Source organism: Chitinophaga sp. (assembly GCF_035564935.1).
Classification (GTDB): Bacteria; Bacteroidota; Bacteroidia; order Chitinophagales; family Chitinophagaceae; genus Chitinophaga.
In genome coordinates, this window is the sequence record NZ_DATMTE010000238.1 from 1 (window position 1) to 13,614 (window position 13,614).

At 47.4% G+C, this 13,614-nt stretch carries 11 protein-coding genes and 1 pseudogene; 3 read left to right on the forward strand and 9 right to left on the reverse strand.

All coding sequences use genetic code 11. The annotated features are described in order from the left end of the window. Positions 1-130 precede the first annotated feature (130 nt). From VN105_RS06295 to VN105_RS06305, 3 genes are all read right to left on the reverse strand, one after another. Positions 131-1,306, reverse strand: coding sequence for a hypothetical protein (locus tag VN105_RS06295; protein WP_325639014.1), 1,176 nt, complete (start codon positions 1,304-1,306; stop codon positions 131-133). A gap of 11 nt (positions 1,307-1,317) precedes the next feature. Then, positions 1,318-2,172: a TssN family type VI secretion system protein gene (locus tag VN105_RS06300; protein ID WP_325639016.1), complete on the reverse strand. Its 855-nt coding sequence runs from the start codon at positions 2,170-2,172 to the stop codon at positions 1,318-1,320. Between the two features lie 110 nt (positions 2,173-2,282). Continuing rightward, entirely contained in the window at positions 2,283-3,245 is a 963-nt protein-coding gene (locus VN105_RS06305) for a type VI secretion system baseplate subunit TssG (RefSeq protein ID WP_325639018.1), read from the reverse strand. Positions 3,246-3,475: 230 nt separating this feature from the next. Here VN105_RS06305 and VN105_RS06310 point away from each other — a divergent pair, with 230 nt between their 5' ends. From VN105_RS06310 to VN105_RS06320, 3 genes are read left to right on the forward strand one after another with little or no spacing between them, the layout of a single operon-like run. Continuing rightward, positions 3,476-4,531, forward strand: coding sequence for a PKD domain-containing protein (locus VN105_RS06310; RefSeq protein ID WP_325639020.1), 1,056 nt, complete (start codon positions 3,476-3,478; stop codon positions 4,529-4,531). Between the two features lie 9 nt (positions 4,532-4,540). Next, a complete protein-coding gene (locus tag VN105_RS06315; RefSeq protein ID WP_325639022.1) occupies positions 4,541-4,972 on the forward strand; it encodes a GPW/gp25 family protein in 432 nt (143 codons plus the stop codon). 21 nt (positions 4,973-4,993) lie between these two features. Then, complete coding sequence (locus VN105_RS06320; RefSeq protein ID WP_325639024.1) at positions 4,994-6,820, forward strand: hypothetical protein; 1,827 nt, start codon at positions 4,994-4,996, stop codon at positions 6,818-6,820. Positions 6,821-6,873: 53 nt separating this feature from the next. On the opposite strand, the gene VN105_RS06325 is transcribed toward VN105_RS06320, so the two are convergent. The 6 genes and pseudogenes from VN105_RS06325 to VN105_RS29745 form a co-directional block, all read right to left on the reverse strand. Beyond that, entirely contained in the window at positions 6,874-7,974 is a 1,101-nt protein-coding gene (locus VN105_RS06325) for a lytic transglycosylase domain-containing protein (RefSeq protein WP_325639026.1), read from the reverse strand. A 9-nt stretch (positions 7,975-7,983) separates the two neighbouring features. Beyond that, positions 7,984-8,883 carry a hypothetical protein gene (locus tag VN105_RS06330; RefSeq protein ID WP_325639028.1) on the reverse strand — a complete coding sequence of 300 codons (900 nt, stop codon included), beginning with the start codon at positions 8,881-8,883 and terminating at the stop codon, positions 7,984-7,986. Between the two features lie 116 nt (positions 8,884-8,999). Then, positions 9,000-10,370 carry a DUF5458 family protein gene (locus VN105_RS06335; RefSeq protein ID WP_325639030.1) on the reverse strand — a complete coding sequence of 457 codons (1,371 nt, stop codon included), beginning with the start codon at positions 10,368-10,370 and terminating at the stop codon, positions 9,000-9,002. Positions 10,371-10,408: 38 nt separating this feature from the next. After that, a complete protein-coding gene (locus VN105_RS06340; protein ID WP_325639032.1) occupies positions 10,409-10,855 on the reverse strand; it encodes a hypothetical protein in 447 nt (148 codons plus the stop codon). Positions 10,856-10,891: 36 nt separating this feature from the next. Continuing rightward, entirely contained in the window at positions 10,892-11,851 is a 960-nt protein-coding gene (locus tag VN105_RS29740; RefSeq protein WP_414647232.1) for an AAA family ATPase, read from the reverse strand. A gap of 204 nt (positions 11,852-12,055) precedes the next feature. After that, positions 12,056-13,333, reverse strand: a pseudogene (locus tag VN105_RS29745) (AAA family ATPase); the annotation flags it as partial. Between the last annotated feature and the right edge of the window lie 281 nt (positions 13,334-13,614).

The following is a 13,614-nucleotide window of genomic DNA, read 5'->3' on the forward strand; positions in this document are numbered from 1 at the left end:
GGAAACATTTCTTTCCTGCCTGTTTAATACTTGCATATTATAAATCGTTTTGGATTGAAATTATCTTGTTAAATTACCTGTTAAACACAGGCAGGTTTTTCGTTGAAACAATTAATGTTGCTGCGCTAAATTAATCAGTAAAAAACCAGCGTTTGGTTTTATGCTTACGCAGGTATTCCGCATCTTCCTGTGATTCTTCTTTCACAAAAATGTTGCTGTCCTGCTTGCGCCCGATATAATCCAGCCGGCTCAGGCTTTCAAACAATTTGTTCACTGCCCTTACAAACGGGATCATGGGTTGTAAACACTCTCTTACATCCAGGTGTTTGTATTTGATATTTGCACAGTTCACCATAAGTGTTTCCAGTTCTCCCTGCCGCAGTTCACACCATTCAGACAGGTAATTAAGCAGTTCTTCCTTACCGGCGCCGGCGCGCTGGTCGATAGCGTTTTTCATGGTACGGGCCAGGCCGGCAATAATTTCCAGCATCTGTGCCGGGGGTTGCTGCAATGCCAGCCACCTGAACTGTGTGATCCTTGTACCGAGGAACTGTACCATTTTTTCGGTGATATACAGTACTACCAGCGCCAGGTCGTTTTGCTGGTTTCTGCCATAGATCTTCTGCACAATATGCACACCGTATAGCTCCATCTGCCCCAGGAACTGATCCAGTTCATGGAAGAGGTCTACCAGCGCAGGATGTGCGCTTACGATGCTGCAGGGTGGTATATAGTCGTCATCCATCTGGGCGCGGCCATCCGATACACTGATGCGGCCCAGCACGATCTGGTAACTGCCTAACTGTCCTGAAGGCAATTGTGATGCAGGCGCTACATACAGGCTGTATTCCGGCGTGGCATAGGGTAATCTTGGCGGATCTTCATCCAGTAAAGGTTCCCCGCTGGGTTGCCTGTTAAACGGATTTACCTGTATTAAAACATAATAAGTGTTTTCTGTATGTTGGGGATCCCAGGTATAAGTAGCTTCCGGGAAAGTAGTGGCATACTTCAGTGAATGCACAGTATGTTCAGGGATTTCAATGCGGCCCCCGCCGGGCGTTATAGCGCGGCATTCGGTAAGTTTGATCCTCCATTGATGTTGGTTGTCGTTTACAAACCAGCAGCGCAGGGATTCTTTATTTTCTCCTTTGGGCGGCAACAGTCCGTAGTTAAGTGCGTGAATACCGCACGCCAATGCATCCCTGATCTGATCCAGTAAAGCATTCTCTGTATCTATAAAATGCTGCTTTTTTATCTTCATTCCATCTACCCAGTTAACGGGGAAATGCTTGAGCGGTTCTGCCATAATACTGCTTTTTAGGATAACATAATTCTGTTGCAAATGATCACGCTGTTCTCTTTAATGCCATTCATAAATACCGCTTTATCCGGGTCCAGTGTTTTGGCGCTGCCAAACCAGCGTGGCTTCAGGTGGAATACCCAGCCGTACGGTTGCCCGGTGTGATCTACAAAATCAATTGGCGTATTGGGATAACGGTCATTGTAGTCATTGATAAAATGATAGAACAGGTCTCCCAGGTCCATTTTGATGGGCGTACGCGCCCGGAAATACGTGCGGTTATTATCGAGCGGCCCTTTTTCCATTTCCAGCCCTATAACGATCAGGTCTTTCATCTCGTCTTCATTCACCTCCGGTACATCTTTATAAATGGGATACTGCCACCATTTATGCACTTTCACCGGGATGGCCATCATCTTTTCAAAAGTTTTATAAACGAAAGTGGGCAGTACAAAAGAAAACATACTGGTGAGCATGGGATAATAAAGAAAGGTATCCTTATCGAGTATCCGGTTCACCAACACAAAACCGGCGCCGCCAAACAGCCAGATGGCCAATATAAAGGCGAGCTCCGATACCAGGGTAGTTTCATTGGCCCAGAAGCGGGTATACATAAAGTGACAGTGTACAACGCCAAGCCCAAGGAACCATACTTCGTAGAAAAGATACTGGTTCATCAGGTTCTGATGAGTGAAAAGGAACGGAATGGAACTGATCACGGCAAATACCAGCGTCATTATTACTAAATACAACAGTGCCTTCTTCTTATAAAGACTGAAATTTTTAATGTACCTGCTGAGCAAAGCCACTATAAAGGAGCCTATAGCCAGGGCGCCGGCCAGCATGATATAAAACTTAGCGGTGTATCTCATAGTTCTGTTGGTATGTCAAGGTTTTTCGGGTTTGGGTACTAACATTTCAGGTTTTTTCAGATGGTCGTTAATAGCAAAAATAATTCCATATAAGCATCTGCCGGTTGCTTTCAGAGAAAAAAATTATATCCCATGATCCCCTGCTCAGGTTGCTTATCGTGCAAGGTTACATTTTTTTCACCGGAAGAAGGCAGCAGCACCGTTTTAATTTCCACATCTGCCGGGAGCAGGTATCCGTAGCAGGTTTCCAATAGCTTTCCGTAAGGCTGCCAGGGCAGATAATCGTATATCCGTTGCCGTTTCACCGGGCCAATGCTCACTGTTACCACGGGCATATCCGTATAGCAGGCTGTGCCTACCATAGCATCTACACCGAGCATACATTCGCCCAGTGGAATGCTGTTCTCTGTTTGCACCATTTGCGGCGCCCGTTCCCAGCTGATGGTCACTTCTTCTTCCAACACCTGCTCCAGGCAAAGCTTTACCAATGTCATATTACCGGCTATGCGGTGCACATACGGCAGCAATTTTACCAGCCGGTTTACCGCACTGGCAGGAAGACCCGGAGGCAGTTCCCAGAATTGATGGAATAGCTGGTCGGTGTCTTTACCGAACACATCAAACAGCAGGTGTTTCTCCCGCTGCTCCAGGTATACACGTTGCAGGAAAAACTCATTTTCCAGGGGCTGAAAGAAGCGGCGGGCCTGTTGTTGTTGCTGCTGCTGCTTTTTATACCGCGCTACCATTTCCGTAACGCCGTGCTGCCTGGAAGACGGCTCCTGCTTAAACTCATGAAACATCCCCTGCGGCAGCCGGTCATAAATACCGTCGCGCGAAAGGAAAAAATTAATAAACGGCTGATACGGCTGGCTGTCGTCCAGCTTCACTCCTGTGATATCTGTTGCAAACGACCGGGTAAATACATTCTGCAACTGCACCACTACTTCTTCTTCCCGTACCTGGTTATCCAGCAATTCCCCCACCACTACTTCGGCTCTTACGTCGTATGGTAAAGCATTCACGTGGTCAATCACTTCTTCCAGCACGGCAGCCTTCTGCGCATTATTTACCATGAGGTCTTATTTAGGTTTCTCTGATCTGCTATTAGCGGCAAACTGTTAGCATAACTATCATTCGTCTATGGTTCCGGGCTAACAACTCAGTAACAAAAATAGGGGTTTGATTTTATTATTAAGACATATTACGGCTTAAATTTTGCGCCATGAAAAAATTTCTCCCATAGCCATTATCTTTGGCAATTTATCTGAAAAAAATACTAAAATTGTAAAAACCTGAAAAACCGATGGCCCCCCGTAAACCCGAAAATGAACGCAAGGTAAATTCATTCAGACCGTTTGGAAAAATCGCCAGCCATGTTGACCCGCTGGTGCTATGGACCTTCCTCGGACTGTTCCTTGTTAGTATGGCACTGCTGGCATTCCAGCTGGATGGCCGTGAAGATTGCAGTAATACAGATATAAAACTCAGTCATATTCAGAATAGTAACAGTAAAGCATATGCCGTTGGAGAAGTGATCACTTTCAATGCAGAAAACGCCGGCAAAAAAAGTTCGGAGTATACATGGGAATTTGGCGACTCTACTGCCAAAGCCACCGGCAGGCAGGTATATCACTCTTTCAACAAAGCCGGCAGTTATATGATTACGCTCACATCCGGCAAATGCACCTGGCGTAAAGAAGTAATGGTGGTAATGAACACACCGGCTGCTACAGGTAATCAACCCGATATCTTCCCGGTAATAGACGGCCCTGCTGAAGCCTTCGCCGGCCGGCCGGTTACTTTCACCAACTCCACCCCTTCCGCCAAAAACTGGGTATGGCGCCTGCTGCAGGATAACGCAGAGCCCCATAGCGGTTCTTCTGTTACCTACACCTTCTCCTCTCCCGGTGAAAGAACTTTATCGCTCATTATTAACGGCGATAGCAGTCATATGGTATTAAAACATATTACCGTATTCCCGGCAAGGGCCACAGCGCCGGAAGAGCGGCCGGAACCGGCCTTTAACCCCGTGCCACTACCCGCACCAACACCGGAAGAACCGGTTAAGAAAGAAGAGCCGCGGCCTACCATCTCCGACGATGAATTTAAATACATGCTTACACAGGTAACCCTGAAACAAAAAACGGCTAATGATTTTGCACAATACCTCTGCAACAACCTAAATGCAAGAGTAGTACTTAATACAAATGATGTGGATAACTTTACCCACTTCTGTCAACGGATCTACGGAAAGAAAAAATTCAAGATCGAAAGGGTGAACCTGGCGAAAGATGAAAAGGGATGTGTAAAGGAAATCCTCATTATGTATGACCGCAAAAAAGTGCTGGGTATATTTTAAGCGCATATCATGAAAGGAAAATATTATCAGTTGCCCATTGATTTTTCGCTGCTGCTGCAGAAAAGAGACATGCCGGCCATTTCGCTGGAAGACTCCATCGCGCAGCATATCCACCTGCTTATCACCACAGTGCTGGGCGAAAATAAAGATGACGCCCAATACGGCTGCCAGTGGTGGGACAGCGACTTTGACATCAAAGCCTCCAATAATGAAGTGAAGGAACAGATTGAAAATGCTGTAAAAGCTTCTATCACACGATACGAAAAGAGAATTTCGCAGATCAGGGTAGTGGCCGCTGTAAACCAGGAGGAACTGATGCTCCCTTCCACCCGTAAAATGAAAAAGAAGATCCGGGTTACCGTTTCGGGAACCGTTACCAAAAACAATCATCCGTTTCAGTACAGCAGCTTCTTTTACATCAGCCCGTTGTCGTACGATTGATTATTTGTTTATTAACCGCTCATGAAAGAAAAAAAAGAAAGAATAAAGGACCGTATGCTGAAAACAGCTGCGCGTTTGTGGGGATACCCGGATGCGGAGGTGGAAACTTCCTTTGACCCGGTAGTGCAACTGTTGCTGGAAGCCTGTGCCAGTGAACTGGAGAAAATTTCGGGGGAAGTGGATGTTTCACATGCCCGGCTGGTAGAACGGCTGGCGCAGATCATGATGCCGGAACCCATTACCAGCAGTCAGCCTGCCTATGGCATTCTCCACGCCATTGCTACGGAAGCGGTGGCGGATATTCATTCGGATCACCAGTTTTATCATCATACCAAATCTGGTACCCATAACCGCGATCTTTTCTTTGCACCTGTAACCAACCACCGGCTGTTCCGCGGGCAGGTTCAGTATATGGCTATCGGCAATAAATTGTATGAAACCCGCGATCACTGGTTCAAGGAACAGGTATTGCAGGGGCAGGTATTTCCCGATATGGCGCCCAACCATTTATGGATCGGCGTTGCACTGGAAGATGTACCCCATTCCTGGGAAGGAATGTCTTTCTTTTTTGATCTCCGTAATATTCATCAGCAGGAAATGTTTTACCACTATCTTCCGCTGGCAAAAGTATTTGCCGGCAACCGGGAGCTGATGGTAAAAAGCGGTTATCATCACAGCCGGAGCATCGCAGAGGAAGAAACGGACAATATGATCCAGGTAGCGGTGAATAACAATACGCGCTACAGCCAGCATATCCTTCAAAAATTCCGTCGTCATTTTCTTACTATTACTGATACACATCCCCCGGTGGCTACCCGTACACCAGACGCTATCAACAGGATCTTCGGGCAGGATACCCAGCGCTTAAACAAAGAGGTTTACTGGTTGCGCATCGAATTTCCGGAAGTATTGCATCATACATTACTGGAAGATCTTTATTGCAGCATCAACTGTTTTCCCGTTATCAACAAAAAAAATAACGAGCAGTCCATGAAACTGAATCGTTATCTGAATATCATTCCCCTGCAAACACCGGATATTTTCTTTGATATCAAACGGGTGTATGATCTTGAAGGAACCGACTATTATGTGCGTAACTTCTCTACCGCCGGGCAGATGCAGGAAGGGGAACTGGTGATCCGCAGCAGCGGTATCGGCCGCTTTGATACGCGTGAAGCCAAAGAGGTAATTGCCTACCTGGTAGAAGTGATCCGCGATGAAAGCTCTTTATTTGAAGAAGTGAAGAATGATTTTGTGACCAACCGGATGCGGGAACTGCATCAGCTGATCGCCTCGCTGGAAGAGCAGCTGCAACCCGGCGCCAACAAGGGTAATATTCCTTATGTGATGGTAAAGCCAAAAGAAAATGCAGAGTACATTTTCCTTGAGTTTTATTCTACCAATGGCACTGCTGCCAATAACATCCGCATGGGTACCAGGCTGCTGGAGTATGGCAACATCAATACCCGTCCCAACAGCATTACCTTGTTAAGTAATACCCAGGGCGGAAAAGACCGGCTGAATATTGATGAGAAAATTAACCTGTACCGTTCCCATTTACTTTCACATAACCGTATTGTAACTCCTGAAGATATTAAAGCGCTTTGCCGCACTATTTTCGGAAGGGAAATGAAATCCGCCGCCGTTGTTAAAGGGATGGCCTTACAACCTGGTGTGAATACGGGTTACAGCCGTACGCTCGATATACGCATTTCATTACACCAGCCTACCCAACGCTACCCGGCTGCCAATTTGCAATACATGAAAGAGGAACTGCTTTTACAACTGGAGGAAAAATCCAGTAATACTTTTCCCTTCCGGGTGTTTATTAATGAAGCGCTGATGTAAATGCTTCCGGAGAAGCAGGTAACACAGTGGGTAGCATTCTTTCAGGTGTTATATTAATAGCCTGCTGATGTAAATGCCACAGCAGGCGCAGATGTTGTGGCAGCAACGCTCCTTTTATCGTTCCTTCCCCGCAATTGTACTTCTCCGCCGGTTTTCAGCAAACTGGCAGGCACTCCTTTTTTACCATCGGCGGCGTACAATACTACGGTGTTTTCAAACCCGAGATCTACGTATACCCGGTTACCCACTATCCAGCCTTTGCCGGAAAGACTTGCATTTTTACGGATATACACGCCGTTAGCCTGGAGGTCGTCCAGTAGCTGGATGCTTACCAGTTGCCCGTCTTCGAAGGTATTGCTTACTTTCAGCCGGGCGGCATACACCACCATTGCCGGATGGGTAACTGCCTGTTTGCCTACAGAGATGCGGATGGAATTAAAATCTTTATCGCCCGCTTTGCTCACTGATGCGGGCCGGGAAAATACAGAACCGTTAGCAGAACTCTTACTGAATACGTTGTATCCAAAACCCGGCAGGTATAGTTCAGGGCTTTCAAAAAGTTGCTTTATGGCAATGATCTTGTAGATATACTGGGCTGTTTCATTATTCAGCAGCAACTGGTAGTAGTCGCTGCTTCCCTGGCGTTTTATGTTCCGGGAGATATTTCCCGAACCGGCGTTATAGGCTGCTGCAGCCAGTGTCCAGGAGTTCAGCTGCTGATGCAACAGCCGTATCAGTTTACAGGCGGCGTGCGTAGCTTTGATCAGGTGATTTCTTTCATCATAACCAGCGCTCACCGTTAGTCCAAGTTCTGTTGCAGTACCTGGCATGATCTGCCACACCCCTTGCGCGCCTACCGGCGAAGTAGCATTGCTGAGGCCACTTTCCACGATAGGCAGGTATTTAAAATCCAGTGGCACCTGGTATTGTTGCAGGATGGGTTCTATGATGGGGAAATATTGTTCTGCTTTCATGCGGAGTGCCGGAAGGTAGCCCTGGTAGCGCAGGTTCCGTTTGATCACATCCATCAGCCGGTTAGAAACGAAATCCCTTTCCATTGGCACCACTTCCCCACAGAAATCCACCTGCTGCGCCGAAGCGAAACACGGCAGCAGCAACAGCAGTATTCCTATCAGAACAACCTGTTTTTTCATCTGGTTCTTCTATTGCTTCGCCATCATATATTTCGGGAAGGCGGTTACCGGTACATATAGCACCAGTTGTTGTTTCCCTTCTGTGGTTTGCAGTACAATGATCACCTCGTCTTCTTTCCGGAATTGTTTGGATGGCACCACAAATACTTCGTTGGCATCTTCTTTTGGCGCTATTGTTTCCGGTCCTTTTTTATAAAGGATGGGCATTGCATGCAGCAGGGCGGTGTCTCTCTTTTCCTTGTGCAACAGGCTTGCCTTTACTATTTCAAAAGGTTCTTTTCCTTTATTGCGGATACGGAAAGAAAAATAATTCATGTTATTAAGGGTCATGGCCTGCGCATAGCCTATGCTCACATCATCTACTTTTACTTCATACTGCCGGCTTACTTTGTGATCTTTTCCGAAGTCGGCTGCTATTTTGCCTACTGTAACTGTATCTACACTGATCAGGTGGCCGGTTTCTTCGGGCACATCAGCAACAGGCACCTGCCCGTCTCTTTCACCGTAGCCGGCGCGGGGCGCCTGCGGCGTTGCTTCGGGAGTGGTAATGGCGCCGGTTGTTCTGGGTTTACCTGACAACGTATATTTTAAACGGGTCAGTTCCACTTTATCACGATAGGCAATGATCATGTAATGAATATTCTCTCCCTCTCTTACTATCAGGTTGGTAGGCCGGGGAGCAGGTGTTAGCGGGCGTAAAAAAACCATATTACCATCCACGATGCGATAATCGTAATCGGTATTTCTTCCATCGCCTATCTGGAAAGCGCTGATAGGCGCACCAGAGGTGATCAGTGTTACTGCTCCTTTGGTGGTTAGAATACTATCTGTGCCCGTTTGGGCACTTACCGTTGACAAGGCGCCTGTGATTAACAAACAAAACAGCAGACTGCACAGCACATGTTTCATCTTTACAATTGGCTTTAATGCTTATGATATTAAATATACGGGGTTATGCAATCAGCTCCGGGCTGGGAAACGGGTTCCCAATGCCTGTTTAAGCTTCCAAAGCTGATTGCCGGCGGTTATTTGCCATCCTGTTCGTAGGTGGTATCCCAATCTGCAGCGTCATCCCCTCTCTGTCCTTCCATTTTGATCAGGAAGTTTTTGGCAGGGAAGTAAGGCTTCAGATGAATATCCAGGTGGATACGGTCTTTCTGGATCGGGTCCTGCTCGAAACGGCGGATATTAAAATCTTCGATGAGTTTATCCGGCCCCGTGATGCCATCAAGGAAGCGGATGATCTGTTTCATCAGGTCCTTGCGGGTATTGGCGTTAAAGTTTTCAAAAGCCCTGCGGTTCAGGAAGTCCATGAGCACTTTGGTAACGAAGTCGAATACACGAACTACAGAATAGGTTTGCAGTCCCAGGTTGTCGCCGTTGAACAGCGTTTTTGCACTGAAGGCCATCACCTTTCCGTACTCTTTCACCATGGGCACGAGTCCCATTTTTTCCAGGCTGGCGATTTCACTTTTCTTCAGTTCAAATTTCACCCCATCCACTTCGTTCATGCCACCGAATTTCTTACCGGCAGTTACCTGCGACATCAGGGTTTTATAAATTTTACCTGCCAGCGCGCCTGATGGCGGTACATACAGGTGTTCCTGTTCTCCTATTTCATCAAATTTTCCACGCCCAACCAGCCAGTTACAGGCCATGATCACATTGGAACGATGGATCTCCCCACCGGTGAGATTAGCCAGTTCAAACATTTCCATCACGTCATCCGGTGCATCCAGGTGTGCAAAATCGGTTACCAGCATGGCTTTGTTTTCATGCGCAATTTTCGCCCACTTCTCTATCACCTTATTGGAGCCGAGGTAGCCGGGAATTACCAGCAGGCTATAGTTGGTACGCAGATCCAGGCGATCATAGTTATTCACCAGTTCTGTGCTGATAGCGTCAATAAACCGGGTGTTATCCAGGTCTTTCAGCTGCTCCAGTTCCACATTGATAAAGGATATATTTTTCACCTTGTCGGACTCTGTATTTTTAAAGAAGAGCGCCACGTTCCGGTATGATTGCTCCAGCTCGCGGGTAGACTCTATTGCCTCGCCAAGGTTTTTTGACAGCACATTTTCAGCTTCCTCTGCATGGGTGGTACAGTAATCCACCATTTCGGGCAATTCGTTTGTTTCAGACAATACTTTTTCCCACAGGGATAGTATCTTCTTTAATTTATCTCTTTCTGTTTTTTTGCCGGCTTCCGTCAAAAAGATATTGCGGCGTGCTTTACGTTCGGGGTTCAGGTTTTGCGCACCTTCCACAGCTGCTTCCAGGAGATCGAAGCCTCCGTATTTTGCCAGGTCTTCAATACTACCGGCGAGGTTGGCTTCTGATTGCTGTGAAGACAGGCTTTCGTTTTGCAGTTCCTGGTTTTTCTGTAATTCTGCCATAATCGTTGAGGTTATGTTCCCGTATAGGCAACGGTTAGTTATTTGGTATTAAGATCGTTCATCATTCCGCGAATAGCGCTCAGCATAGCTTTACGGGCATCCGGATCTGCCAGGGCGGACTTCAGGATCTTATTCGTTTTCAGCTGTTTCATAATTTTCAGGTATTGTTCCTTCTCTGTGGCCAGGTCGTTCAGGAAAGCGCTTTGCGCCGTGATACCTTTTACGCCGAAATCGCCCAGGTGGTGGAACTGTAATTTTTCCGGGACAGGGCGGCCTTCCGCGTCATGGAAACTTACATTCACTGCCGGTTTGAAGTGTTCAAACACACCTTCTACGGAAGTAAGCCCTTCCACTATTTCCGGTTTAACAGGCGCCTGCTGGGTTAACTTTTCAGCAAACAAGGTACGGTTATGCGAAATTTCCGCGATGGCTTCGTTGGCGTCCAGCTTCACTTCTGTGCCGCCAATTCCGTAGTTGTCATTCATTTGAGATAAATTTAGAATTTTGGAATCTGACAATCATCAAATTATTGTCCAGTCTAGCTGTTCATTTTTTATATCCAGTGTTACCGTCATATCTTTCCGGAGGCTGCCGTCGATGATCATTCTCGACAAAGGTTTCCTCAATTGTCCTCTTATCACCTCCCGCAGGGGCCGCGCACCATATTGAGGGGAATACCCCATCAGGGCCAGGTGCCGGCGGGCGTCTGCAGTAACGGTAAAGCTGATCTGCTGTTGTTCCAGCAGTTGCAGTAAATGCTGTAAATGAATATCAAAGATCTTTTCCACGTTGGCAGCCTGGATAGGTCCGAACGGAACGATCTCTGTAAGCCTGCCCAGAAATTCCGGCCGGAAATGGCGGGCCATTAATTCCATGAGCTGTTGTGAGGCAGGGATCACTCCTTCCTGGAAAGAGCGGGCAATGGCTTCACTGCCAATATTGGAGGTAAACAGCACCAGCGCATTGGAGAAGTCGCCTGTTTTACCCAGCCTGTCGTGCAATTTTCCTTCATCCATGATCTGCAGGAAAATATCAAACACAGAAGGATGCGCCTTTTCTATTTCATCAAACAACACTACTGCGTAGGGCTGTTGCCGTATTTTATTAACCAGCAGCCCGCCTTCTTCATATCCTACATACCCCGGAGGGGCGCCGTATAAAAGGGCTGCGGCATGTTCTTCTTTGAACTCCGACATATCAAAACGGATCATGGAGCGTTCGTCCTGGAAAAGGAAATCCGCCAATGACTTTGCCAGTTCTGTTTTACCGGTTCCGGTAGGTCCCAGGAAAAAGAAAGACCCGATGGGTTGCCCTGGTCTGCTCAGGCCCGACCGGGATTCAAGTATGGCGTCTGCCACGGCTTTGAGGGCATGATCCTGCCCTACCACCCGTTTGCGCAGTTGCGCTTCCATGTTGATCAGCCGCTCCCTTTCCTGCGACTGCACCTTTCCGAGCGGGATACCCGTGATGGCGGCAATCATGGTGGCCAGGTCTACCGGTGTTACTGCTTCCTGCTGCGTACCGGCAATGCTTGCCAGCTGTTCCAGTAACTGTTGCAATGCAGACTGCAGCTCCGGAATTGCCGGTATCTTATGCAGATCGGTATCTGTATGTAAACGGGATGATAATAATACGCCGAGCCTTTCCCTCATTTGCCGGTAAAACCAATGCAGATCTTCTGCCAATAAGGATTCCTTACTGTTTAGCGCAGCAAATTCCTCCTCCAGGGTTTTCAGCAATGGCTGGCTGGTATCTTCCATAGCCCTTACTGCAGCCATAGTACGGTCCAGCAGGTTTACGGCACTATCCGGCAGGCTTCTTTCCTTGAGGTAGCGTTTTGATAAACGGATGGCTTCCTGTACCCCTTCGGGTGAAACATTAAGCTGGTAGAAGCTTTCGTATACGGGTACCACGGCGCTTATCATTTTTGCTGCCAGGGTTTCATCCGGCTCCGGAAGGGTGATGGTTTCAAAGCGGTGACGGAGGATAGCATCCGGCTCAATCAGTTTCCGGAAGCCTTCCGGTGTAGTAGTTCCCACCAGGATGATCTCTCCTTTACCCAGTGCGGCTTTTAGCACATTAGCCATGCCTGCGCCGGATTGCTTATCGAGCAGGCTGTGGAGATTATCAATAAAAAGTATGTGCCTGCCGGTTTGTTTGAGTTGCTGGATAATTTGCAGGAGCCGGTCTTCCAATTCACTCTTATAAGCAGCGCCCGCTATAAATGCCCCATAGTCCAAAGCATACATCTCCGAGGCCTGCAATTGCAGTGGCACCTGCTTCTGTACAATAGCGCGGGCCAGGCCTTCTGCCAGCGCTGTTTTTCCTACGCCGCCTTCGCCAATCACCAGCACGCTGGCCCTGTCTTTACGTGTAAGCACTTCCGTTACCGCCCTGATTTCGCCATCGCGGCCAATAACCGGGTGAAAAGTTTTCAGGAGTTGCGGATCGGTAATGCGGTATACATATTTCAACGCGCCCGGCTTAATAGCGCCGGGTGCAGCAGTATTTACAGTATTGTTTTCTTTGCCCTGTTTGCCGGCGCTGATCAGTTGATCCCTTGTGAAAGGAAATGTTTTCAGTTGTTCATAGGAAAAACCTACTCCCGGTGTACATAACGCGATGAGTAAACTCCATGCATCCGGTTCGGTGTCGCTGTCCTGCGCTATACTAACGGCCTCATTCAATACGGCCGCTGCCGCTTCATCCGGTTCCGGTTCATCCGGAATGCGCGATGCCCGGGGCATTTCATCCAGCCGGACTTCCGCCCATTCTTCCAGGTAATACACATCGATGTTCATTTGATGCAATGCGGGAGCGAGACCGGTTTCTTTATGTAAACAGGCGCGCAGTAAGTGCGCAGGTGTATACTGCGGATGATGATACTCTTTTGCAATGGCCGTTGCAATTCTTATAGCGGATTGCAATGCAGGGCCGAATATGGTCAAGGTTGACAGGGTCATTTGGATGATTCCAGGTTTTTCAGAATTCAGTTAACAATTACAATTTACGGGCTGCTTCTTTTGGAAGCAAAGTAAAGATACAGCGAAAACCCATACGGAGAGTTCATCCCGGAAAAAAATGCCCTCTTTTTTTAGTGTAGATAACACCGGATGAATATCTTATTGAACATACAAAACCAAAGCCTTAAAACCCAACACAGGCAAGGACTTCAGGGAATGATAAAAATCATCTGCTATTATTTATTTTTTTACTAATATAAAAGATGATTAAAAAATAACAG